The sequence below is a fragment of the Glutamicibacter sp. NPDC087831 genome (assembly GCF_044742845.1).
In the GTDB taxonomy this organism is placed as follows: Bacteria; Actinomycetota; Actinomycetes; order Actinomycetales; family Micrococcaceae; genus Glutamicibacter.
Genome location: NZ_JBIUVH010000001.1, coordinates 775,461 through 798,799, shown reverse-complemented (window position 1 = coordinate 798,799; position 23,339 = coordinate 775,461). Strand labels below are relative to the sequence as shown.

At 58.7% G+C, this 23,339-nt stretch carries 28 protein-coding genes; 7 read left to right on the top strand and 21 right to left on the bottom strand.

Going from position 1 to position 23,339, the window contains the following annotated elements; all coding sequences use genetic code 11:
* The first annotated feature begins 2 nt into the window (after positions 1-2).
* Complete coding sequence (locus ACIOJF_RS03955; RefSeq protein WP_105656640.1) at positions 3-1,442, top strand: class I adenylate-forming enzyme family protein; 1,440 nt, start codon at positions 3-5, stop codon at positions 1,440-1,442.
* The gene (locus ACIOJF_RS03950; RefSeq protein WP_105656641.1) at positions 1,439-2,602 is read left to right on the top strand and encodes a thiolase family protein; all 1,164 of its coding nucleotides are present in this window, start codon (positions 1,439-1,441) and stop codon (positions 2,600-2,602) included. Before ACIOJF_RS03955 ends, ACIOJF_RS03950 begins: the two co-directional genes overlap by 4 nt.
* Positions 2,603-2,619: 17 nt before the next feature.
* Here ACIOJF_RS03950 and ACIOJF_RS03945 read toward each other — a convergent pair whose 3' ends face one another.
* The 6 genes from ACIOJF_RS03945 to ACIOJF_RS03920 all read right to left on the bottom strand — a co-directional run bounded on the left by ACIOJF_RS03945 (position 2,620) and on the right by ACIOJF_RS03920 (position 7,752).
* Positions 2,620-2,904 (bottom strand): metal-sulfur cluster assembly factor, encoded by a 285-nt coding sequence (locus tag ACIOJF_RS03945; RefSeq protein WP_105656642.1) that lies wholly within the window; start codon positions 2,902-2,904, stop codon positions 2,620-2,622.
* Positions 2,905-3,051: 147 nt separating this feature from the next.
* Positions 3,052-3,396 (bottom strand): metal-sulfur cluster assembly factor, encoded by a 345-nt coding sequence (locus ACIOJF_RS03940; RefSeq protein WP_105656643.1) that lies wholly within the window; start codon positions 3,394-3,396, stop codon positions 3,052-3,054.
* Positions 3,397-3,406: 10 nt separating this feature from the next.
* Positions 3,407-4,165 carry a Fe-S cluster assembly ATPase SufC gene (gene sufC / locus ACIOJF_RS03935; protein ID WP_105656644.1) on the bottom strand — a complete coding sequence of 253 codons (759 nt, stop codon included), beginning with the start codon at positions 4,163-4,165 and terminating at the stop codon, positions 3,407-3,409.
* Positions 4,166-4,226: 61 nt separating this feature from the next.
* The gene (gene sufD / locus ACIOJF_RS03930; RefSeq protein ID WP_105656645.1) at positions 4,227-5,507 is read right to left on the bottom strand and encodes a Fe-S cluster assembly protein SufD; all 1,281 of its coding nucleotides are present in this window, start codon (positions 5,505-5,507) and stop codon (positions 4,227-4,229) included.
* 2 nt (positions 5,508-5,509) lie between these two features.
* Complete coding sequence (sufB, locus tag ACIOJF_RS03925; protein WP_105656646.1) at positions 5,510-6,970, bottom strand: Fe-S cluster assembly protein SufB; 1,461 nt, start codon at positions 6,968-6,970, stop codon at positions 5,510-5,512.
* Positions 6,967-7,752, bottom strand: coding sequence for a metalloregulator ArsR/SmtB family transcription factor (locus ACIOJF_RS03920; RefSeq protein WP_105656647.1), 786 nt, complete (start codon positions 7,750-7,752; stop codon positions 6,967-6,969). Before ACIOJF_RS03920 ends, sufB begins: the two co-directional genes overlap by 4 nt.
* Positions 7,753-7,942: 190 nt before the next feature.
* On the opposite strand from ACIOJF_RS03920, the gene ACIOJF_RS03915 reads away from it, so the two are divergent.
* From ACIOJF_RS03915 to ACIOJF_RS03905, 3 genes are read left to right on the top strand one after another with little or no spacing between them, the layout of a single operon-like run.
* Complete coding sequence (locus ACIOJF_RS03915) at positions 7,943-8,896, top strand: ABC transporter ATP-binding protein (RefSeq protein WP_133834196.1); 954 nt, start codon at positions 7,943-7,945, stop codon at positions 8,894-8,896.
* Complete coding sequence (locus ACIOJF_RS03910; RefSeq protein WP_105656649.1) at positions 8,893-9,657, top strand: ABC transporter permease; 765 nt, start codon at positions 8,893-8,895, stop codon at positions 9,655-9,657. Before ACIOJF_RS03915 ends, ACIOJF_RS03910 begins: the two co-directional genes overlap by 4 nt.
* 32 nt (positions 9,658-9,689) lie before the next feature.
* On the top strand, positions 9,690-10,628 hold the full coding sequence (locus ACIOJF_RS03905; protein ID WP_105656845.1) for a heme A synthase: 939 nt from the start codon (positions 9,690-9,692) through the stop codon (positions 10,626-10,628).
* 61 nt (positions 10,629-10,689) lie between these two features.
* On the opposite strand, the gene ACIOJF_RS03900 is transcribed toward ACIOJF_RS03905, so the two are convergent.
* The 9 genes from ACIOJF_RS03900 to ACIOJF_RS03860 all read right to left on the bottom strand — a co-directional run bounded on the left by ACIOJF_RS03900 (position 10,690) and on the right by ACIOJF_RS03860 (position 15,900).
* Positions 10,690-11,646 carry an HAAS signaling domain-containing protein gene (locus ACIOJF_RS03900; RefSeq protein ID WP_332727184.1) on the bottom strand — a complete coding sequence of 319 codons (957 nt, stop codon included), beginning with the start codon at positions 11,644-11,646 and terminating at the stop codon, positions 10,690-10,692.
* Entirely contained in the window at positions 11,630-11,980 is a 351-nt protein-coding gene (locus ACIOJF_RS03895) for a PadR family transcriptional regulator (RefSeq protein ID WP_332594701.1), read from the bottom strand. The genes ACIOJF_RS03900 and ACIOJF_RS03895 overlap by 17 nt, the downstream gene beginning before the upstream one ends.
* Before the next feature lie 213 nt (positions 11,981-12,193).
* Complete coding sequence (locus ACIOJF_RS03890; protein ID WP_105656652.1) at positions 12,194-13,141, bottom strand: heme o synthase; 948 nt, start codon at positions 13,139-13,141, stop codon at positions 12,194-12,196.
* Between the two features lie 253 nt (positions 13,142-13,394).
* Positions 13,395-13,544, bottom strand: a complete 150-nt coding sequence (locus tag ACIOJF_RS03885; protein WP_402741270.1) for a hypothetical protein — start codon at positions 13,542-13,544, stop codon at positions 13,395-13,397.
* Positions 13,545-13,554: 10 nt separating this feature from the next.
* Positions 13,555-13,896, bottom strand: a complete 342-nt coding sequence (locus tag ACIOJF_RS03880) for a hypothetical protein (RefSeq protein WP_402741269.1) — start codon at positions 13,894-13,896, stop codon at positions 13,555-13,557.
* A 64-nt stretch (positions 13,897-13,960) separates the two neighbouring features.
* The gene (locus tag ACIOJF_RS03875) at positions 13,961-14,275 is read right to left on the bottom strand and encodes a hypothetical protein (RefSeq protein ID WP_402741268.1); all 315 of its coding nucleotides are present in this window, start codon (positions 14,273-14,275) and stop codon (positions 13,961-13,963) included.
* Between the two features lie 9 nt (positions 14,276-14,284).
* Complete coding sequence (locus ACIOJF_RS03870) at positions 14,285-15,223, bottom strand: hypothetical protein (RefSeq protein ID WP_402741267.1); 939 nt, start codon at positions 15,221-15,223, stop codon at positions 14,285-14,287.
* A gap of 2 nt (positions 15,224-15,225) precedes the next feature.
* Entirely contained in the window at positions 15,226-15,360 is a 135-nt protein-coding gene (locus ACIOJF_RS03865) for a hypothetical protein (protein ID WP_402741266.1), read from the bottom strand.
* A gap of 78 nt (positions 15,361-15,438) precedes the next feature.
* On the bottom strand, positions 15,439-15,900 hold the full coding sequence (locus tag ACIOJF_RS03860) for a hypothetical protein (protein ID WP_402741265.1): 462 nt from the start codon (positions 15,898-15,900) through the stop codon (positions 15,439-15,441).
* A 74-nt stretch (positions 15,901-15,974) separates the two neighbouring features.
* Between ACIOJF_RS03860 and ACIOJF_RS03855 the strand changes: the two genes are divergently transcribed.
* Positions 15,975-16,124, top strand: coding sequence for a hypothetical protein (locus ACIOJF_RS03855; RefSeq protein ID WP_402741264.1), 150 nt, complete (start codon positions 15,975-15,977; stop codon positions 16,122-16,124).
* 22 nt (positions 16,125-16,146) lie between these two features.
* Complete coding sequence (locus ACIOJF_RS03850) at positions 16,147-17,022, top strand: hypothetical protein (RefSeq protein ID WP_402741263.1); 876 nt, start codon at positions 16,147-16,149, stop codon at positions 17,020-17,022.
* Positions 17,023-17,137: 115 nt separating this feature from the next.
* Here ACIOJF_RS03850 and ACIOJF_RS03845 read toward each other — a convergent pair whose 3' ends face one another.
* From ACIOJF_RS03845 to ACIOJF_RS03820, 6 genes are read right to left on the bottom strand one after another with little or no spacing between them, the layout of a single operon-like run.
* Positions 17,138-17,839 (bottom strand): hypothetical protein, encoded by a 702-nt coding sequence (locus tag ACIOJF_RS03845; protein ID WP_402741262.1) that lies wholly within the window; start codon positions 17,837-17,839, stop codon positions 17,138-17,140.
* Positions 17,836-19,779 (bottom strand): sialate O-acetylesterase, encoded by a 1,944-nt coding sequence (locus ACIOJF_RS03840; RefSeq protein WP_402741261.1) that lies wholly within the window; start codon positions 19,777-19,779, stop codon positions 17,836-17,838. The genes ACIOJF_RS03845 and ACIOJF_RS03840 overlap by 4 nt, the downstream gene beginning before the upstream one ends.
* Positions 19,780-19,791: 12 nt before the next feature.
* On the bottom strand, positions 19,792-21,639 hold the full coding sequence (locus tag ACIOJF_RS03835; RefSeq protein WP_402741260.1) for a polysaccharide deacetylase family protein: 1,848 nt from the start codon (positions 21,637-21,639) through the stop codon (positions 19,792-19,794).
* A 3-nt stretch (positions 21,640-21,642) separates the two neighbouring features.
* The gene (locus tag ACIOJF_RS03830; protein ID WP_402741259.1) at positions 21,643-22,146 is read right to left on the bottom strand and encodes a hypothetical protein; all 504 of its coding nucleotides are present in this window, start codon (positions 22,144-22,146) and stop codon (positions 21,643-21,645) included.
* 30 nt (positions 22,147-22,176) lie between these two features.
* Positions 22,177-22,395 (bottom strand): hypothetical protein, encoded by a 219-nt coding sequence (locus ACIOJF_RS03825; RefSeq protein ID WP_402741258.1) that lies wholly within the window; start codon positions 22,393-22,395, stop codon positions 22,177-22,179.
* Between the two features lie 11 nt (positions 22,396-22,406).
* Positions 22,407-23,339 (bottom strand): hypothetical protein, encoded by a 933-nt coding sequence (locus tag ACIOJF_RS03820; RefSeq protein ID WP_402741257.1) that lies wholly within the window; start codon positions 23,337-23,339, stop codon positions 22,407-22,409.

Here is a 23,339-nt window from a genome sequence, read left to right as displayed (position 1 = left end):
CGATGGAACTGTGGCAGGCACTGGCAAGGTGGGCCAATCAACGACCGGATCATCTTGCCCTGCTCACGGTTGAAAGCCGGCTGACTTATGCGCAGTTGGCCAGCAGAAGCGGTGCTCTGGCCAAGCGGCTAGAATCCGTTCCAGGCAATCGGATCGCTGTGCACACCAGCGATCCGATTGAGATGGCCATCGCTTTTTATGCGATCGCGCGCAGTGGCAAGACATTGGTGGTGATTGACCCTGCTTGGCCCGGAAATCTGGCCACTTCCATGGCAGCAGTTCTTCTATGCGATTTTGTGCTTGAATCGACGGTTCCGCGGCCTTTGCCCGGCGTCCCAAGATTCGCCTTGCCGCCCGAGCCACCCGAGCCCGGTGAATACATTGTGCCCGCGACCAAGACTCATTGCGCTGAAGTCCTGCTGATCATTTGCACTTCTGGAAGCTCATCGCGTCCCAAGCCTGTGCTCCGGAGTGCTGCATCGTGGGAAGCGTCCCTGAGTGCCGGCGCCACGATTTTGGGCGCTTCGCCAGAGGATTCCACTCTTTGCCCGAGTCCCATTTCCCACGGTCTGGGCCTCTACGCGATGGTCGAGTCCCTGCATACTGGCGGCACCTTCATGGCTTCCGGAAAATGGGATCAAAAGGGCGTTGCGTCTTTGCTGGCGCGCGTCAGCTGCACCCGTATCGTCAGCGTACCGACAATTCTTGGCAAGGTGCTGGCCCTGGATGACCCGGCACTGTTCTCCAGCCTGCGATTGGTCATCAGCGGCGGGGAATCCCTGGACCAGGCGACCGTTCAAGCGCTTCACCAGATGGCTCCGTCGGCGCGCTGCGTTGAATATTTCGGGAGCAGCGAGCACAGCCTCATCGCGTATCGCGAGCGACTGGCCAACCATCCGCGAACTCCCTATTTCGACGGTCAGCTGTTTCCCGGGGTGCAGGCTCACACCCATGAGGCAACGCCGGGTTCAGGCTTTGGCTCGCTCTATATCGATAGCCCGTTCAACGCCAAGGGGTACGACCTTAGCTCGGACTCTGTCATCGCTCGGTGCGGCACAGCAATCGGCATTGGTGATCAGGCGAAGCTCCTGGGTTCAAATCGCATCGTCCTGTCCCGTCGCAACGACGGGATGATGAATCTCAACGGAAACAATATCCACCCGGGCGAAGTGGGCGCAGCGCTTAATGCCGAGGGGCTGGCCAATGCCGTAGTGCGGATCGATGCATCGAGCGCACCAGCCAGGTTGCTGGCCTACACGGTTTCGCCACCCCGCAATCCGTCCGCTCTTCTCACAGGCCTGCAGAAGCATTTGCCCCAGTACAAGATCCCGCACCAAATCATCTACTTGCGATCGTGGCCCGAGACCTTCAGCGGAAAATTGAATGCCTCGGCTTTGGACTTCCAGGATCTGGACATTGAACGGAGCGACTGGCTCAGATGAATGACGCCTTCATTATCAATGCAGCACGCACGCCCATCGTCAGAGCAGGCAAGGAGTATTCCCGCATTACCGCAGACCAACTGCTGGCTCGGGTGATCAACGCGCTAATAGATCGAAGCGGCATCTCCCCTGCGGATGTAGACCACGTATTTGCCGGCAATGCGGCGGGACCGGGCGGAAATATAGCGCGAGTGTCTGCTTTGGCGTCGGTGCTGCCCAAGACCGTCAGCGCGACCAGCATCGATGCCCAATGTGCCAGTGGACTGGACGCAATTGCCGCCGCTGCGCGGATGATACGTTGCGGTGAAGCGCATGTCGTGGTGGCCGGTGGCGTGGAGTCGGTGAGTACCGCGCCATGGCGGGTTGAAAAGCAAACCTCCGTAATCCAGCCTCCGCGCCTCTACTCGCGTGCCCGATTCACTCCAAAGCGAGACCCGGACCCCGAAATGGGCGAAGCTGCGGAGAATATTGCCCAGTCCTACGGCATTGCACAAGAGCGGCAAGATTCTTTCGCATTGCAGAGCCACCAGCGTGCGCTGCGCGCTCAAGCGGCTGGACTCTTTGATCGCGAGCTTGTCACCGTGGATACAAGCAACGGGCAAGTAGCGGCCGACACCTGCCCCAGGCCCGGACTGACACTTCGCAAGCTCGCTGCGCTCAAGCCGGCATTCGTACCCGGTGGCACCGTGACTGCGGGAAACTCCTGCCCGATTAACGATGGTGCAGCTGCGGTAATCTTGGTGAGCGAACAAATGCGCCAGAGACTGAACCCAACCTTCGCAATGCGCTACCTTGCTTCTGCTTCAGGTGCTTGCGATCCCAGCATTCTCGGCATGGCGGCGGTACCGGCGTACCGCAAGCTCATCGGCCTGCTGCCATCCGCTGCTGCTTCCAGCACTCCACTGATCGAGTTCAACGAAGCCTTTGCGGTCCAGGCCCTGGCATGCCTCGATGAGCTAGGGATCACCGAGGTGACGGTGAACCAAGGTGGCGGGGCCTTGGCGTTGGGACACCCCTACGGTGCTAGCGGCGCGATTCTTGCGACTCGGCTGTTCTGGCAGGCCAACCAGGCTCGGATACCTGGGCAAAGGGCGATCGCGCTCATGGCCGCCGCGGGTGGCACCGGAAGCGCGTTTGCTTTCGAGTCAGTACCGCATTGAGCCCTTGGGGCATTGGCCTAGATGTTGAACCCCAAGGCCTGCATCTGATTCCGGCCGTCGACAAGGTTCTTCAGCACTTCATCAATCTGCGCTTCGAGTAGATCGGTCAGCGGGCAGGCAGGCGTCGTCAACGTCAAGTCGATTTCCAGGACTGAATCGCCGTCGAAACACCGTCCGTAAAGCAGGCCCAGGCCAACAATGTTGACTCCCAGCTCGAGGTCATTCACGTCCTTGGGTGCTTCGTCGATTTCTGCGATCGGCCACGTTGCGCTCTCATGTGCACCATTTGCGGCTTCGGACATGCGCTGCTCCCCGATTCTGCCCCGGGTACCCCTTTCCCTTTCGGCTCTTCCACGAGATACCAGAAGGAATGCAGGCCCCTCGGGCGTTAACGAACAGAACCGCTCACCCCCGTAGGGAGCAAGCGGTTCTGCTTGAAACAGCCTAAATTAGATGTTGAAGCCCAGGGCTCGCATCTGATCGCGACCGTCATCGGTGATTCGTTCTGGACCCCAAGGCGGCATCCAGACCCAGTTCAAACGGTGGTCGTCCACAACGCTCTCCAGCGCCTGGCCGACCTGCTCTTCGATAATATCGGTGAGCGGGCAAGCGGCGGTTGTCAGTGTGAGGTCCAGCAAGAGTACGCCGTCTTCTGCGTACTTCAGGCCATACAGCAAACCCAGGTCGACAATATTGACACCCAGTTCAGGGTCAATGACGTCCTTGAGCGCTTCCTCAACGTCTTCCAGAGGAGTCGTAGCGGCTCCCGTGCTCTGTTCGGTCGATTCGCTCATGATTGTAACCTTAGGCCTTGACGTTCAGGTAACGGTCGTAGCCTTCTTCTTCCAGACGGTCAGCCAGTTCCGGGCCGCCCTGTTCTGCAACTCGGCCATCCACGAACACGTGCACGAATTCTGGCTTGATGTAGCGCAGGATGCGGGTGTAGTGGGTGATGAGCAGGGTGCCCATTTCGTTCTCGTCCTGTGCGCGGTTAACGCCCTCGGAGACAACCTTCAGAGCGTCGACGTCCAGGCCGGAGTCGGTCTCGTCCAGCACTGCGAACTTGGGCTTGAACAGTTCCAGCTGCAGGATCTCGACGCGCTTCTTCTCGCCACCGGAGAAGCCTTCGTTGACGTTACGGCCAGCGAAGTCGGCATCGATCTTCAGCTTGCTCATAGCTTCCTTGACGTCCTTGGTCCAAGTACGAAGCTTTGGAGCTTCGCCGTCGATGGCGGTCTTGGCGGTACGCAGGAAGTTGGTCATGGTTACGCCTGGTACCTCTACCGGGTACTGCATAGCCAGGAACAGGCCAGCCTTGGCGCGCTCGTCGACGCTCATCTCCAGGACATCTTCACCATCGAGGGTGATGGAGCCGGAGGTGACGTTGTAGCGCGGGTGGCCAGCGATGGTCGAAGCCAAGGTCGACTTGCCCGAGCCGTTAGGGCCCATGATTGCGTGGGTTTCGCCGGTCTTGATGGTCAGGGTTACACCCTTGAGAATTTCCTTCTCGCCCTGCTCGGTGTCAATCGAGACGTGCAGGTCCTTGATTTCCAGAGTAGACATACGTCGTTCCGTTTCTTTCTAAAAAGCGCTAAGGCTAAAAAGCTGGTGAAGCGAGCACTACCTAGTTCTCGGTAGCAGCCAATTCTTCTTCGATGGTGTCGGTCAGTCGCTCCTGCAGAGCCTCATCGCCGATCTGCTGAACGATTTCGTTCAGGAATCCGCGAACTACCAAGCGGCGTGCGGTCTTTTCATCGATGCCGCGAGCCATCAGGTAGAAGAGGTGCTCATCGTCGAAGCGGCCGGTGGTCGATGCGTGGCCAGCACCATCGATCAGACCGGTTTCGATTTCAAGGTTCGGAACCGAATCAGCGCGGGCGCCATCGGTCAGAACCAGGTTGCGGTTGGCTTCGTAGGAGTCGGTACCAACAGCAGCCTTCTGGATCAGCACATCGCCAACCCACACGGTGTGTGCGTCCTTGCCCTGCAGCGCACCCTTGTACAGCACGTTCGACTTGCAGTTGGCCACAGCGTGGTCAACGAACAAGCGGTGCTCCAGGTGCTGGCCGGCATCTGCGAAGTACAAGCCGTAGAGCTCGATCTCAGCGCGTTCGCCGGTGAAGCGAGCCGACGGGTTCACGCGAACCAGGTCGCCACCGAAGGAAACAACAATGTGCTTGAACGAAGCGCCAGCAGCTACCAGCGCCTGCTGCGAGGAAGCGTGAACGGCGTCATCTTCCCAAGCCTGCAGGGAGATCACGGTCAAGCGGGCGTTGGCCTGGACGTCGAACTCGACGTTCTGTGCCAGCACTGCCGAACCGACGTGGTCCAGCACAACAGTAGCCTCGGAATTTTCCTCGGCAACAACGATGAGGTGCTGAGCCGCCGCTGCCGGCGACTCGCCGGTGATGCGCAGGGTTGCGTTGGCACCTTCGGCGTTCTTCGGGATCGTCACAACGTGGGTCTCGGAAGCGAACTTCCAAGCGTTGGCCGACACGCGGTCATCCGGGGTATGCGCAACACCGTTCAGCGCGTCGCCAGCCGGAACAACCGACAGCTTGGCGATTCCGTTGCCGGCGAGCTCTATCTTCGGAGCCGCGCCGGTGAGGTCATCGCTGTGCAGGCCCTTCAGGCGCTTGAGCGGGGTGAAGCGCCAGTCCTCTTCACGACCGGTCAGCTTGGCGAAGTCATCTACATTGGTGCTGGTCAGTCGACCGGCACGCGATGAATCGGGAACTCCAACTCCGCCGCCGTGGCTGTGCGCCTTGGTGGAGGCACCGGCCAGCGGCGAGCTGTCGTTGTCGTTGATCGGCGAAAGGTCTTCGCCCTCTTCGGTGAAACCAGGAATCGATGGTGCGCCGATGCGCGCCTTCTCTGCTGGGATATGGGTGGTGGTCTCCGACATTCTTAGCCGACCGATCCTTCCATCTGAAGTTCAATAAGGCGGTTCAGTTCCAGCGCGTACTCCATAGGCAGCTCGCGTGCGATTGGCTCAACGAAGCCGCGCACGATCATTGCCATGGCCTCGTCCTCGGCCATGCCGCGGGACATCAGGTAGAACAGCTGCTCTTCGGAAACGCGCGAGACGGTCGCCTCGTGGCCCATGGTTACGTCGTCCTCGCGGACGTCGATGTACGGGTAGGTATCCGAACGCGAGATCTGGTCGACCAGCAACGCGTCGCAGACCACCGAGTTCTTGGTGCCCTTGGCGCCTTCCTGGACCTGGACCAGGCCGCGGTAAGCCGAGCGGCCACCGTTACGAGCCACCGACTTGGCCACAATGGCCGAAGAGGTGTTCGGAGCGATGTGGACCATCTTGGATCCGGTGTCCTGGTGCTGGCCCTCGCCGGCGAAGGCGATGGACAGGGTCTCACCCTTGGCGCGTTCGCCAACGAGGTAAACGGCTGGGTACTTCATGGTGACCTTCGAGCCGATGTTGCCATCGACCCATTCCATGGTGGCGCCTTCTTCGCAGACGGCACGCTTGGTCACCAGGTTGTAGACGTTGTTCGACCAGTTCTGGATCGTGGTGTAGCGAACGCGGGCGTCCTTCTTCACGATGATTTCCACAACGGCAGAGTGCAGCGAATCCGACTGGTAGATCGGTGCGGTGCAACCCTCGATATAGTGAACGTAGGAGCCCTCATCAGCGATGATCAGGGTGCGTTCGAACTGGCCCATGTTTTCCGTGTTGATGCGGAAGTAAGCCTGCAGCGGGATCTCCACATGTACGCCCTTCGGGACGTACACGAACGAGCCGCCGGACCACACGGCAGTGTTCAGCGAAGCGAACTTGTTGTCGCCCGCTGGAATGACCGAGCCGAAGTACTCCTGGAAGATCTCCGGGTGCTCCTTCAGTCCAGTGTCGGTGTCAAGGAAGATGACGCCCTGGGCTTCAAGGTCTTCACGCAGCTGGTGGTAGACAACCTCGGACTCGTACTGGGCGGCAACGCCGGACACCAGACGCTGCTTTTCAGCCTCTGGAATACCCAACTTGTCGTAGGTGTTCTTGATGTCTTCTGGAAGTTCTTCCCAGGAGGTCGCCTGCTTCTCGGTGGAACGCACGAAGTACTTGATGTTGTCGAAATCAATACCCGAGAGGTCTGGACCCCAGGTAGGCATTGGCTTGCGATTGAAGTACTTCAGTGCCTTCTGGCGACGCTCCAGCATCCATTCTGGCTCGGACTTCAGGGCGGAAATATTCGCCACTACGTCCTTGTCGACGCCACGGCGCGCATTTGCACCCGCGTCGTTCTTGTCTGACCAGCCGTATTCGTAATTGCCGATTCCGTGGAGTTCGGGGTTCTTCTCCAGAATTTCGGAAATTACACCCGGGTCGGCAGACTCCTGTGCAATCTGATCCGTCATCGCGGCCTCTCCTGCTTCGTGAACTGAATTCGAGTTCTTTTCTCAGCGCGCATTGGCGCCTTTTCACGCCCCACAGGGATGTGGGTCGTGCACACGTGTCCTCCACCGGCCAAGGTCGACAGTCGTCGGACGTCGACGCCTAGCAAGCGGGCGAACATTTCCGTTTCCATGTCGCAAAACACTGGAAACTCTCGTGCCAAGTCTTGTATCGGGCAGTGTCCCTGGCATAGCTGCACGCTATGCATCAGGGCAGTTGCCACTTTGGTATCCACTTTTCGGGTGTATCCCACGAATCCATCTGCACTGAGCAAATTGCCCAGCACCTCGGCTCGTGCTTCCAGCCCTTCAACGCCGACCAGCGCCTTGGCGTATCGGTCTTCCATTGATGCGAAGCGGTTACGCGCAAACTTGCGAATCGCGTCCTCTCCGGCCGCATCGCCGAGCATCTTCAATGCGTCGGAAGCAATCTCCAGGTAATCGTTGCCCAACTTCGTCTGCCCGCGGTGCGACAGCACGTAGCGACGCGACGGACGTCCAGCACCGGTTTTCTGGTTGGCTACCAGTTTCACCTCTACGAGTCCCGATTTTGAGAGCGCGTCGAGGTGACGGCGGACCGCAGCAGGCGTGAAGCCCAGCTTGCTTCCAAGCTCGGCAGCACTGACCGGCCCGTCCTCGAGTACTGCGTACAGGACGCGGTCGCGCGTACGCTCCTCGGTATCCCCAACTGCGCCAACTGTCGCGGCAGTGGAGCCACTAGCTGATTCTGAATTTGATGAATACACAACACAATCATGCGTAAATTTTTGCTCTAGGTCTAGTAAGGAAGGACTTACTAAGGACATGCTTGCCCGACTAGTGCGTTACTTGAATCGAACCTCTGACACTCCCATTGTCCCGCCCACCTCAACGGAACTCGAGGGTTGGTGACAAAACACTCAGCTCAGCCAGTTCGACATGTCGTAGAATGTTTCAGTGTCTTCTGTAACTCCCAGCCTTGTCATCAACGAGCTGGCTAAAGATTTAGGTCCAGTCCCCGCCTTGGACAATCGCATGTTGCGAGTCCTGGAGTCGGTGTCCCTAAAAGCTTATCCGGGTCAGGTCACCACGCTTTTAGGAGCTAACGGAGCCGGCAAATCCACGACCCTCGCTTGTGCCCAGGGGCTGCTTCAGCCCGAAGGCGGCACCGTCGAACTCCTGGGCCAGAACCCCTTCGGCGACAATCCCGAATTGCGTTCCCGCGTCGGAGTCATGCTCCAAGACGGAGGGTTGCCACCCTCAATGCGACCGGTTCCGCTCTTGAGGCACGTCGCTTCCCTCTATCAGAAGCCCATTGATATTGATGCGTTGATCACACGGTTGGATCTCGAATCATTTGGCACCCGCACGATCCGCCGTCTCTCTGGTGGCCAGAAGCAGCGCGTCGCCTTGGCCCTGGCGCTGGCCGGAGATCCGGAAGTGCTCTTCCTCGATGAACCAAGTGCTGGGCTGGATCCGCAGTCCCGCCAGGTAGTCTTCGACCTCATTGCCGAACTTCGCGATGCAGGAAAGGCCATCATCCTCACCACCCACCTCATGGATGACGCGCAACGCCTCAGCGACTACGTCTACATCATCGACAAGGGCTGCACCGTGGCGCAAGGCACCGTGGCCGAGCTGACGGCCCGCGCTGCCGAAGACCAGGACACCCGCCCGGTGTCCTTCTCCGCCCCAGCAGGGCTGCGCCTACCTGAACCACCGGCAGGATTGCACCTGGAGGAGACCGGAGCCGGCCAATACCGGCTCGACGGGGTCAACTCCCCCGAACACTTGAACTGGCTAACCCATTGGTGGCTCCAGGAGGGCATTTTGCCAACCGAGCTCAACTTGCAGTCACGAAGCCTCGAAGACGTTTTCCTTGAAATCGCACAGAAGGAGGGAAGGGCATGAGCCAAACACAGGCACGCTCCAATGCTGTCTCGCCACTGCGCCGAATCCTGAACCAGGGTAAATACGAATCCATCCAGATGCTCAGCAATGGCGAACAGCTCATTCTCGCTGTTGTCATGCCGCTCATTGCGCTCTTCGTGCTCACCCTGACCGATCTGGTCAAGGATGTCGCAGACCGCAGCATTGATGCCGCCGTTCCTGGCGTCTTGGCCTTGTGCGTCATTTCGACGGCTTTCACCGGGCAGGGAATTGGCACCGGATTTGACCGCCGCTATGGCGTGCTGACCATGTTCTCCACTACGCCGCTGGGGAAAACCGGACTGATTTTCGGCAAGGTCATTGCCGTGCTGTCGGTCCTGCTGATCCAGGTCGTCTTAATCTGCTCTGTCTCCTTGTTGTTCCTGGACTGGCATCCGAACCCTTGGGGCATTGCTCCGGCTATACTCTTCCTGCTCTTGGGCGCAGCCGCGTTTACCGCGCTAGGCCTGCTGATTGCCGGCACCGTCCGCCCTGAAGCGACGTTGGCGATCACCAACCTTGCCTGGATCCTGCTGGCCGGTGCCGGCGGTGTCCTCTACCCCTTGAGCATGGCCCCTGATTGGGCCCAGCCAACCCTGAATGCGCTGCCATCGGCAGCGCTGGGCGATGCCATGCGCGATGCCCTGATCCACGGCCAGTTCAGCATTGCTGGCCTTATCTTCTTGATCCTTTGGTCAGCAGTTGGCTCCTTTGCAGCCATCAAGCTGTTCAAATGGAGCTGACCACCACCCAAATTCCGAAAAGGGAGATTTCAATGTCTTCAGCCCAAGCCACCCAGAGCTGGGCCGATAAACTGCCCACGAAGGTCACTCGCCTCGTGCATGGTCTCGCGATCGCATCCCTGATCTCGCAGATTGGCATTATCGTCACCGGTGGAGCCGTACGCTTGACGAATTCGGGCCTCGGCTGCTCCCACTGGCCCAATTGCGTTCCCGGTTCGATGACCCCTGTCCCGGAAATGGGCATCCATGGAATCATCGAGTTCGGCAACCGCCTGCTGACCTTTGTCCTGCTGGTCATCGCTGTCGCGTTCCTGATCTCCATCTGGAAGATGCGCCCTACCCACCGCACCCTGTTCAAGCTGTCCATCGGCTTGCTCGCCGGCATCGCGTTGCAGGCACTCATCGGAGCCATCACCGTGTGGACCGGACTGAACGCTTGGGTCGTTTCGGTGCACTTCCTGATTTCCGGCGCACTGGTCATCATGGCAACATTCCAGGTGAACCGCACCGCCAAGGAACTGAAGAACCGCAAGTTCGATCAGAGCAGCAAGTCGATCCGCCAGCTCTCCTTCGCCGCATGGATCTTCTCCCTGCTCGCAGTGGCATTCGGAACTATCGTGACCGGCACCGGACCGCATGCAGGCGATGCCGATGCCCCGCGCCACTTGTTCGATCCGCTGCTGGTAACCCGCATGCATACTGCTCCGGTGTACTTGCTCGTTGCCGCAACCATCGTGGTGCTGATTCTGGCCTACAAGCAGGGCGGAAACATCCAGCTTCGTATCGCCATCTGGTGGCTTGTCGCGGCAATTGCGGTCCAGGCAGCAATTGGCTACATCCAGCATTTCAATGGGCTGCCAGTCGCCCTGGTACTCTCCCACATGCTCGGCGCGAGCTTGCTGCTTGCCGCCTCCGCAAACGTCTGGGATCGGGCTGCCATCCTTCCGGAATACCAGCGCAACGATTCCTAGAATCCTGAGTAAATGACTGGGGGTTGCCCTGCACTCGATGTGCAAGGCAACCCCCAGTTGCTTAACGCTGTCCCCCGGCCGTTCCACGGCGCGTGAACCACATCAAACCATAAAGTCCAAAGAAGAAATAGACTGTTCCGGCTAGCCAGAATGCCGCAAGCAGCAGGCCTTGATCCACGGTGGAAACCGCAAGAAGGGCGGCGCCGTTAGCGCAGGTAGCCCATAGAGCAATCCGGGAATTGGACAAGAACCCGATGCCGCAGGCCAAGCCCAGGGCAAGGTATGCGTATACGGCGACGTTCGGCTCGATACTCGTGAACGATGCGGCTCCCAGGAGCACGACTGGCAATAGCAGAGCAGTGCCACCAATGATGCGGATCAATTTCGAACGCGGTTCTCGATTCACCGATTTGGACGAACGCCCATTGATTCCGACTAGCATCCATGCTGCGACCATTGACGGGATATAGAAGATTCCACTGCTGGTAATTAATCCGGCAACGAGCGCTGTCATGCACAAGGCCGCCGCGTAGCCGTAGATTCGTGCCGTTTTTCCCTTCATGACCGCGGTGGCCGCTACGCCAAGTCCGAATATTGCGAAGATCAGCAGTTGCAATGCGCCTTGCTCATATATCGAGTCGTAGCTACTGCCCTCACCTTCTGGCACAGAAGCGCCAAAAATCAGGTCACCCAGGGTATCTGCCAGAGTCGTATCGATGATGGAGACAAGGACACCGAGGACCAGTGCCACCGCACCGAGCACCAAGCTATTCCTGCGTAGGATCGCCCGCTCCTGCGGAGCCGCGTACTCGGCCATCAGAGGGGCTGCAACAGTTTCAGGACTGCCTAGCGCGGCGAGGATCTGGTCATCATCCCTGCCTAGGGCTCGGCCATCCTCGATATGCTGCGCCACATCCTCCAGAAGCTCTAAGCCCATATCCCTTGGAGCACCGCGCAGGAGCTTCCCCAATTCCCGCAAATACGCTTCCGCACTGTACTGCTCAGCTGTCGATGCCATGTTGCTCTCCAAGTAGATCGGTGACTTGCATTGAAATTGCTTCCCATACCCCGCGGAACTCGCCAACCATCAGATGCCCGTGCTCGGTAATGGTGTAGTACTTCCGTTTGCGTCCCGACGCGCTTTCTTCCCAGTAGGTTTCTACCAGCCCAGTGGCTTTCATGCGCGCCAGCAACGGATACAGGCTCCCCTCGCCGGCGGTAAGCTTCCGCGCGGTGAGCTCTTCTGCCAGCTCCAACCCGTATTTATCTCCGCTGGCTAACGAAGCCAGCACACAGTACTCAAGGACGCCCTTGCGTATATTCGTGGCGATTTTCTCGCGTTGATCGGACATGCGATAACCATACCTTGCGTAGCAAGACTTGCATAGCAAGATCTAGTCTTATTTCCCTCGATGAGAGTAATTTCTGCCTAAACGCATAGTGCGCATGCATTGGCCGATGCGAAGGGCAACTACGCTCGAACGCAGAAAAGCGCCCTTCCTGGAATCCATTTTCATTTGGATTCCAGGAAGGGCGCTAACCGACGCTCAGCTGCGGCGTTGAACCTAGCCGAACAGCGGGCTACCCACGAACGGGTCAATGGCCAAGGCCAGGAATACGATCGACAAGTAGGTAATGGAGATATGGAAGACCTTCATGGCCTTGCGGTTGATCTCAGCCGGCTTATGGTCGCTCTGCGCTTCGCGGTAGAGCACGTGCGATTCGTAGACGAACCAGATGCCCGCGCCACCAGCGATTGCGGTGTAAACGATTCCTGCGCTACCCAGTGGGACCAGCAGCATCGAGCAAACGACAGTGGCCCAAGCGTAGAGCACAACCTGTACCGAAACGCGGCGAGCGTTGGCGATCGCGCCCAGCATAGGCACTGAAGCCGCGTTGTAGTCATCCGCATACTTCATGGACAGCGGCCAGTAATGCGGCGGGGTCCAGAGGAAGATCACCAGGAACAGGATGATCGCTGGCCATTCAATTGTGTTGGTCACTGCGGCCCAAGCGATCAGCACAGGCATGCAGCCGGCGATCCCACCCCAGACAATGTTCTGAGCGGTACGGCGCTTGAGGATCAAAGTGTAGAACACGACGTAGAGGAGGATTGCAGCCAGGCCCAAGGCGGTCGTCAGCGGATTGGTGCCAACCCAGAGAACCACCAGGGAGGCTATGGCCAATACCCAAGAGAAGACCAGTGCTTCCCTCGGGGTGAGGTCCCCAGTGACTAAAGGGCGCCCCTTGGTACGCTTCATCAACTTATCCATATCGCGATCGATATAGCAGTTGAATGCACCAGAAGCACCTGCGGCCATAGCTCCACCAACAAGGGTGGAGATCATGAGCCAGACGGAGGGGAAACCCCGTTCGGCAAAGATCATGGTCGGAAGGGTGCTCACTAGCAGCAACTCGATTACGCGAGGCTTCGTCAACGCCACGTAGGCATTGGCCTTGCGCTTCAGAAAATCGCCGGCATTTTCATCAGGCTGACGCGATGCGCGGGGCACTGATGCTGCGGCGACACTTTGAGTCTTCAATTAAACGCACTCAGTTCTTCACGGGTACAAGACAGACACTGTCATTCTACGCTGGATAGAACTCAGTTGGTAGTTGCCGGATTGACCGGAACACTGTATTTGGCGTGATTCCGGTCAAGTTCGGCGGTTTTGCTCGGCTCAAGAATTCCGGCTAGTACAGTCCCATCAAGGCTGAAACAGCGGTCTACTGGTAGCCATCCGCCACGAAACCGCCACAACTCCCCTACCGCTCCCGATCCACCATGATGCTGAGACGCACGGCCCCTTCGGGCACTAAATCGAATGCTTGGTCTCGGGCTGTTTCGTAGTCATCGCCGATGACTGCCACGGCGCCGGGTTCGCCGTTTTGCAGGTAGTTCACTGTTACTTCCACAAGGCGAATTCTATCGGGCTTCTTGTTGATAGACGGTCCATGGGTCTGCCCGGTATTTGATTCTCTCGTCCTCTGTCTGGTGCCAGTCGTGGTCGTCTTCGTTTGAAAGCCAGATGCTGTCCGACCGTCGGATGCGTATGGCGGTGGCGGTCGGTATCCACGCGACTTCGAGTTGCCCGGTTGTCACGTAGTCGAGAATCTTGATCGGATACTCAATGAACACTTCCCCTGGGATCCAGCCGATAACCCGCGCATGGTACTTCCCTAGGTCTGGACAGGTAACTTGCACGTAAGGTCTGCGCCCTGGTTCGTACCGGCTCATACGCTCGAAACGCGGATCCCGTTCAGTCATAACCTAATTGTGCCTTAACGCAGAAATCCGCCCCACCCTCGCTATGAGGATGGGGCGGTTCTGTCTATTCGTCCAGGGTCACGGTGCCTTCGACATTGACTGCGGGTGGTTCGTCGGTCTTGGTTCCGGCTGCCAGCCAAGGCAGGAAGCGCTGGAAGAACGCCTCCACGCCGGGCAGGGCCATAATGCGGGTGATCGCCGCGGCGATACCCAGTGCCAGCGCAGCGGCGCCGGTGGCAGCTTCTGGACTTCCCATCGTGGCCGCGGTGTAGATCGAGGGGGCCATGGCCGCTAGTGCGACGATGACCGCGAGGATCGTGCGTACGGTAGCTCGCCAGGGGTGCTGTGACTGGGTGGTGACGGCTGCATGCTTAGCCATGGTGTCTCCTTAGTTGTTGTCGTTGAACCATCGCTGGATGGCCTTGCCGGTTTCCTTCAACGGCTTGCCGTCGAGGCGCCACTTGCGGGTGTCGTAGTAGACCTTGCCGCGGTGGCCCAGGTCATCGGCCAGCATGCGCTGGAACTCGACCCAGAACCAGTAACCGTCGTCGCCGTCCTTCTTGAGCGGGGTACCCTTCTTGGCACCACGGGCGGCGAACGGAGTCTTGAGGTAGTACCCGTTGCGCTGCATCAGCGTCATGGTGTCGGTGATGGTCAGCTTCTCGAACTTGCCATCCCACTGCTTGTTGAGACCGTTCACGACGTTCTCCAGCAGGATCTGCAGGGCACCGATCTCCCAGGACAGGAAGTTGCCGTTGATCTTCAGATCGGCGTAGTTGTCCGGGAAGTTCGTGGAACCGTTCGGAACGTTGGTTGGCGACTGGTCCTTAACCTTCGGACGCGACATGACTGGGACTGGCTTGCCGGTCAGCTTGCCGCCCAGCTCGCGCTCCCACAGCTCGATGGTGTCGTCCTTGTCTCGGCGCGCAGCCGACCAAGAGAACTCCACGTGCAGGTGGTCGGTGTGCGGGTTCACGCCGATGTAGTTATACCAGCCCTTGTTCTTGTATCCGCCGGAGAAGATCTTGCGGTTGAAGATGATGCACTGAATGCCGAGCTCCTTGGAGTTCAGGCGCAGCTGCTCGGCGAACTCCTCGAAGATCTCGATCTTGTCGTACCAGCGCAGCCCGAAGTCCATCGCACGGCCTTCACCATGTAACGAGGTGGTGCTGTTGGATCCGCGGACGGGCCGGCAGTTGTAGATGCCGGAGTTGCGGCCGCCAAGCTCCTTGTACTTGGCCAGGAACCAAGCCATGGCACCCAGTGCGCCCTGTGCTGGTCCCTGGGTGCAGGACTTCGCTCCGGTGTAGCCGTTGTAGATCGCCATGGTTACTTGCCTCCTAGCGACTTGATGCCCTTCGCCGGGGCCACGTAGTCCTGATGCTTCGGATCCGTGACTTCCTCCGGGTTCGGGTCCTCGTAGTTGTCCTGGTCGATGGCTTCCATCGGGTTACGATCAGACATGATGCGTTCCTTTCGGGCATAGAAAAACCCAGACACCGTTCGTGCCTGGGAATAATAAAAGCCGCCACATAGGACGGCTTAGGTTTCTGGTGCGTACTTCGATTTCAGCTTGCCAACATCTTCGACAAGCTTTTCTTGGGCCCTGTCAGAATCTTTGGCGATGATGATGTGTTCCTCTAGCTTCTCGGTGGTCTCGGCTAGCTTGTAGGCAGTTTCGTTGCCACGGTCCTCGATGCGCTTCACGGCATCCTTGATCGATCCGCCATGGTTGGGTGTCACCTCGTGGTGGATTCGCTCGGTCTTCTCTTCCAGGGTGAGGATTCGGGCTGACACTCCAGGCTCGGCATGTTGCACTATCTGGCCAGAGCGGTCTTTCTGCTCGGGCTTACCATTCCATTGGTCAAGGAACGCCGCGAATTCTTTGAGCCGTGACCAGATAACTTTGACCGGCTTCCAAAAGAAAGCAATCAGTAGAACAAATACTGCCGTGTATCCGAGCCAACCGTTCGGTCCGCCGAGGAACTCAGGGATTACTGGCATGTACACCCCCTTGTCGTTTTTTGCTGGGCTTTATTTGGGTGGGCATTGTGACTCCGATCAAATACGATCTAAGAATGGATAGTGAAAAAGTCGAAATTTACAGCGACGGCCAATGGTACGAAGTGGAGTCCGAGGATAAAGCACACGAGATTGCTGCTTCCACCGGCACTTCCTATCGGGTAATGCGCAACGGGACGTGGGACGAATACTCGCCAGTCTGGTAATCGAGACGGTAAATTGTCACCCATGACTGAATACCCGCGTCGAAACATCGAGCGATACAAGAAGCCAGTACAAACGTTCGCATCGCTCAGCGAGTTCCTTCACGCAGAACACATTAAGCCCGGGATTATTTCGATTAGCGGTGCTCTGCCTATCGATCTCCTCTATTCGCCTGCGAATAGCTCAACGACGGTTGTGTCTTTCCACGCTGCTCTTACCAAGGCAGAGACCCCATTGCCGATGTTCGCTGGCGCTAAGGTCACGCAAGATGGGCCAGTCAATCGCATCTTTATCTCCGACTCGGGCCTCTATGCTGGATTCGAACACAAGATCGCCTGGTTCGCCGGTACCCGTGAACTAGATTTGCAAAAGCAGCTGCCGAAAATTATTGACAAGCTACTGGTTCAAGCAGGCGGAACGCGCACCCTATTCTGGGGGCCATCCGCTGGCGGGTTCGCAGCGCTCTACTATTCGAAGCTGTTCCCAGACTCACTTGCGGTAGCAATCAACCCGCAGACGATCATCGCCAACTTCGGGATGGCGAATCAGCGGGCCTACACCACGGCCGCTTTCGGAACGGAAACGCAGGAACAGCATGAAGAAGCCCTAGCCACCTCGTTCAATTCCAATCTGCTGGATTGGTATGACGGACAGGTTCCTAACTACATCCTCTACGTGCAAAACGAATCCGATAACCATGTGCATAATCACATGGAACCGTTCCTTGCTTCTTTGGATGATCGCACCCGGGTGCACGTACACATGGGCGATTGGGGCCAAGGACACGTGGCGCCGGCACCAGAAGAGATCCGGCAGATCATCGCCAGTTTCACTCTTCAAGAGGGCGGATGGGGCGAAGTCCTCGCGAACTTCACCCCACCTGTCACTGTTTCACGATAATTTGGCCATGTATGATTACCCGCATGGACATCACTGAAGCAGCCGAAATGATTCTCATGGAATCTGACTACCTAAGCGATTGGTACTCAGAAGAAGCCGCCAACGGAAACCTAGCCTAAGCAACAAGCCCAGGATAGGCGGACTGCAAAGCAGTACGCACTGTCTGGCATTCCGTCTGGCTTAGCGCCCGCTTCCAGACCGCTACTTCCAGCACTTCGACACGGCCGTAGTTCGTTGACGCACGGCCAATGGACACGTTCGTGTTTTCACGATCTGTCGCCTGGGCACCGTAGTTCCCGTCGACCACTGTTGCGCCGACGCCGCCTGCGAAGTCGTTGATCACCGTCACCACATGGAACTTCGGTTGATCCAGGCTCTCTGGCTGAGACAAAGCAGTAGCTCCGATCCGCGTCGAAGAACTTCCACCCTGCGATCCGCGCATCAGGTAGCCGCCATCCCACGCGACTGCTCCTTCAGTTGTTCCCGCCGGGTCGAGAACCCTGAGCAAGAACGTCACCGTTTTGGCGTTGGTCAGCTGGGAACCAGCAGTGATCACGTCGTCCACGCCATCAGTGCGCAACACCTTCGTCCCGTTAGGCCCGGTACCGGCGATAGGCTGAGCAGCCACTGTCGATTGCGCCAGGGCGACACCCCCGGTGTAGGCCGGCCAGCTCGAAACCGGTTGCCCGATCGTTCCGAGCATGGACGATGACCAGCGGTGCGCTACCCCAGCTACCCCCAGCCCGGGCAGGAGAGTTGGCAGTGAAGCGCTGTTGCCGCCAGTTGCCGTGTACTTTCGTCGTTCGATGACGGTCATGCTGATACCTCCATGGTCGGGTAGCTGGTTCCAGATTCGTTGGTTGTATTGATGCGGGCACGAACCGGGGTGCTGCTAGTAATGGTGTGCTTCGTTGCAAGCGGCCCAGCCAGGGTTTGGCTAGCCCACGTGATGCCGTCGGTGCTGGTTTCGAGGGTGAAAGACACGGCCCGGCCTAGCGGGTAGTCCCAGGTGATAGTGACTTGATCTCCTGCACGGTGCGCCTGCGGGTTGCGAGGCGAGTACGGCAGGCCGTTTGCCAGGTTCAGCCTTGCCCGACGCAATCCGTCGATGGCCATGCGCTCCCCGCGCTCGCGGTTTCCCTCGGGAGAGAAGTGGATCTGCTCGTTGTACTGGAGGTGGTTTGCCGGCCCGAACACATAGGCGGTGTTGAAGAGCCGGGACTGGGTGTTCTCATGGGCACGCACAATCCCGTCAGTACCTTCACGGCCGCCCTGTTGTGGACTGGCGATTTCCTCGGGAGTCAGTGATCCGAGGATCACCGGCAGGTCCGGCTGTCCAGTCTGGTTGCGGATCTGCGCCACTAGGTCATCGAACGCCGCGGCGTAGGTCGCTTCCGTTTTCCGTGTCCGGTCGTTCTCTCCCTGGGACCAGAGCATCGCCAGCACTTCGGCGTTGCCCGTGTACGCTAGAGCACCGGCCAGCGAGTCGAACAACCGCTGTGCGAGGTTGTTCGGATCGGCTGTCAGCGTGCGGTCCCATGTGCCACCGGAGCTATAAACGTAGCCTTCTGGTGGAGGGTTGATGGAGGACGAGCTGAATCCGGTAGAGCCGACCGTCACTGGCACGATCAGCAATTCAGCATCCGGATTATCCTCCAGATACTTGCGGGCGAACGCCGAGGCGATCGACGGGGTTACGTTCGGGGATACGTCCACTACGGTTCCGTTAATCCGGTTCCACCATTTCAACCGGGAATCAGGCTCAGCCAGTTCGGGTCCGTCCGTGTTGAATCGCCAGATAGCATTGGACTGGCCCGCAACGATAAGGATCTTCGCGGTCCCAGTCCTAGCGGCACCACCGTTCAACGAATCCACGTCCAAGTGGGGGATGTGGATGGTGCCATCCTCGCGTTCGCCAATCAGCAGCTTGCCTGCAGCGTCGGTGGTGACATGCGCGTAGCCTGCGAAGGAATCCACGCGGACGGACCCTCCCGGAGTATCCACTGTTCCAGCTTCAAAGTGGGTGACGTACTTCGTGCCGTCCCACTTCTCACCCTCGATCAACCTGCCGGCTTCGTCCAATACGACGTGGGCAAAGTCGCTATCGTCCGGAACGGCCGAAGGCGCGAATTCAGCTACAGCATCGATGCGATCATCTTGCTCCACGTTCTTGTCCAAGAGCGTCGCGATGGTCGGGTTAGCATTCACTGCCGCCGCAGCGGCATCCACGATCGTCGTGTCCGAGGCAATGTAATCCGCGGTGATCTGCTGGACCACCGGCGTTACCTGTTCGCTAACGCGTGCATCGATCGCCGCACCGGTCAGTGGATCGTTGACCTTCGACGCGACATTGGAGTCCGTAACCAGTGCATCCGATGGGATCTGACTCGCCGGCACTTTGCCGCCAACAAGATCAGCCTTGCTCGCCATGGCGAACTCGACTTCAATCTGGGAGGGCTTCGCGTCCAGCGCCTGCTGCATCGCACTGCTGATCGGCTTGTTCAGATCCGAAGTGTTATCCACATTCGGCAACCCCACCTTCGCCTTGGTCGGCGTTGCCCATTGGGTTGTCCCCGAGCTGGTCTTCTCAATGTACTGGCCAGTGGAACCACCCTCTGGAACGCCCGGGCCGGCGGGGCCCGGGCGTCCTGGGAATTGTCCATCTAGCGGGATCGGGATCGGGGGAAGCCCGTCGCCTGGATCCACCATGGCATTGCCAGTGTTCAGCGCATCTGCGACCGTGTTAGTTCGCTTCACCGTGTTGCCTCCTTAGGCTGCGTAAGCGTTGATTTGCTGGACCTCCACGGTCCCGCCGGAGACCCGTGAAAGGTTGAAAGTCAGGGATGATCCACCGACCTTGGGAACCGCGAAGAACTTGCGGATCTCCACCCAGGTACCAGCGGGGATCGTGTAGTCCTTGGTCGTGTTCGTTGCTCCGCCAGAGACAGACAGGCGGACAACACTGGTTGCAGTCGCTTTCACAACTGCATGGAATTCGCGGATGCTCCCGCGAGCCCACGCCACAGGCAAGAGGGTTAGCGGGTATGTCAGCGCAGCAGTGCCAGAAGTTGCCGGATTCCCGGCAGCGTTCAGCGCCCATCCATCCCAACCGTTGAGAGAACCGTTGAATCCGCCGGGCAGCAAGTTGTTCCGGTAGTCCTCCGATGGATCAACAGTGAACAGTGCCCGTCGGGTCAGAATCATGATTCGTCCTGCGTCGCGCTGCTCGGCGAGCCATTGAATGTCCGCACGCAGCTGTGCGGTTGTTCGATACCCGCTGGTATCCAGCCAACCGGGATGATGCAGGCCAGTCAGCGCGTACTTGCCCGCGATTGCCTTCTCGACGTTGTCCCGGAATTCTTGCGAGCTTGTGGATTCACCGATGCCACCGTGAGCCTGTCCGATCAGATCGTATCCGCCCCCAGGCTGCATGTAGCCGCCCTTGCGGGCACCGACGAAGGCGTAGCGCGACAGGAGCATCTTTCCCGCGGTCGTCTCTGTGAAGTCTTCGATCGATTGGCCATCGTATCCACCGTATGGGCCACTCGATACGCCTGTTCCGGGCATGGACCAACCATCGATCACCACGGAGGGCATCTGCTTTTCCATATGATCTGCAGAGTCGATGATTTCCTTCTTCAGCGCACTAGCACTTGAAGCGGCACCGTGGGTCCATGAATGGCCCTGGGGTTCCATGCCGTCATTGAGAACCCACGATTGCACGGTTCCCCACGGCACCTCCTCGGCCAAAGCGTGGTTCACTTTGCCTTCGACCCAGTTCACGGCCAGCGCCATGGTTGCCGGGATGTCGAACTCGCGCAGGATCGGGAGTACCTTGTCCCGGAACGCCGCGTTGTAGTCGTCGAATTGGAGAGCGATTGCGGCTTTGCCTCCGGTGCCGAGCTTGTACCCTAAACGTTTGCGAGCTTCGTCCAGGCGGAAAGCATGCTTGAGCGCGTACTGTTCAGTGTTAGCATCCCCGCCGCCACCGCCACCGCTCGCCATGAGGTTGACCCATTCAGTCCACTGGGACGTAGCCAAACCCAGACGCTGGCGAGTCCACACGCCGGGCGGGTATCCGGTGATGCCGTATGAGAAGTACATCTGCGTGTTGACACCACCGGTGTCGTTCCACAGCTTGCCGGGGGCAGGTACTGGCAGGCCACTAACCTCACGGGCCGTCGTCGTTGAAGCCAGGCTCCAGAACCCGGCTTTCTCGGGCAAAAACCAGTAATCGAGGTTATCCCCGGCAGAAATGATGCCGCTGTTCTTGATGGTGTTGGTGGAGTTCAGGTTCATCCACGCGCCGAAACCGCCGGATAAGCCTGTACGTCCACGGAACCAGAACGCCTCTGGAGAACCAGTGGAACGGAACGAGGTGAGGAACTGGCCGCCCAAGCCAGGCAGGACGAACAGCTGGCCAGCCACAACGCCTGAGGGAAGCCCGGTCAGGGTTGCTGCGCCGGAACCCGAGAACGTCCATGAACCTTCGTAAGCCGGGGTGTGCCAGGTGTTGATGTTCGACCCGTTAGGGATCGATCCTTTGTGGATGGATCCGGCTGGGCCGCGGGGGCCGGTAACGTCTGCGACGAATACTGAGCTTTTCGCAATAGCCATTGTTTACACTCCTCGGTGGATTTCGCCGGTGTTGCGGCCGTTGTAGTTCTGCGGATCATCCGGGTCGGTCTTCCACCACAGCTGGCCTCGTTGAAGGTTGTCCGGGAAGGTCAGCGACATGAGCACGAGAGACAGGTTCGGCAACGATCCGCCCCAGCCACCGTTGGGTGGGCCGATGACGATGAACTGGTCTAGGGATCCTCCGGAGCCCACGGGGACTCGGATCTGCCAGCCAGGGAAGTCCATGCTCGGGCCTGACCCATCTACCCACTCGATGCGCAGGGTGTAGAAGCAATCCGTGGCCATCACGGTGGTCGCCGTGAGATTCACGCTGAATGAGCCATTGGATGCCGGCGTGACTCTGACCTCGGCCGTGGAATGCACCGTGCCTGGTGTGGTTGTCGCCGCTTGAACCATTGCCTCGTTCGGGCGGAAAACCAGCACGCCCTGACGATTTGCCATTGCAGCGCCGACAAGGTCCCTCAGGCTTCCTGTGACTGCGGGCATTCCGCCTCCTTAACTAGGAAACCCACCGGGCTATCCGGTGGGTTGATTTGAGATATTGAGTAATGCCTGCGTTTTCCAGAGATTGAACTGCGACGCTCCAAGAGCTTCTTGATAATTCGGAATCACTGATTCAGCGACCAGCACCTTCTGCCGAAGCGACCCGTTCTCTGCCCGAAGTGCGGCTACTTCTTGCTGGAGTTCTTCGATCCATCCAAGAAGTTCTGATTCCGTATCGTCATGTTGAGGCATGCTGTGGCTCCTTACGGGGTCCATGTTGAGCGGTACACCTGACCGCCCGAAGTGATGTGAAGATTGGGTGGGTTCGACGTTGACGGGAGATTCGGAGCGTAGAACCCCACGCCTTGGAAGCGGGCAAACCCGGCGACTTCAATCTGACCGGTTAGCCACGTCTTGGCGGCGTCCAAATCGATTGCGCCGGCGCGGGCTTTGACCAGAGTCGTCCCGAAGCTGAGCTGAGCTTTCGACCCGTCCAAGGTGGTTTTTGCTGCGCCCTTGTAATCCAGTTCAGCCCGGGTCGAGTCTAGAGAAACCGACGACGAGGAAGAAGACGATAACGAAATCTGATCAGCCGCACCCGAAACCATGTTTCCGCCCGGTGCCTGAATCATGTAAATACTGTTCGGGTCGATGACCACGTCCCCGAACGTTGCTTTGCCGTTCGGTTCGATCTTCGTCACGCCTGCCTTCAACAGGCCCCCAGCAATCAGCTCCAGATCCGCCGCAACAGTCGTTGCACCCTCAATGTCGAGCGTTCCGGAAATCGTTGTTGGGCCATCCACTGCGAGCAGCCCAGTGATCGTCGTGTCCCCAGTGATCGTCGTGTCACCGTTGATCGTAAGAACGCCGTCAAGGTTCGTTGGGCCAGTTACATCTAAGCTGCCACTGACCTCGGTGGGCCCGGTCAGGTTGTTGTCACCAGACAGGTTGTTCGTGCCGTCCAGGTTGTTTGTGCCGGAACCGTTGAACGTTCCCGTTACATCCAGCAATCCAGTGACGCGCTGCGTACCAGCGACACCGAGGAACCCATCGATGTTGACGTTTGATCCCTCGGCCCAGTGCGTGTTACCGCGTTCAACCGTTGTGGACGAAAGGTCTGTCTTGGTGCCGTAGTTCCGTTCCTTACGCCGCTGCCGGGTGACGTCCTCGCCGGTTAGGTCAACGACTCTTGCCAC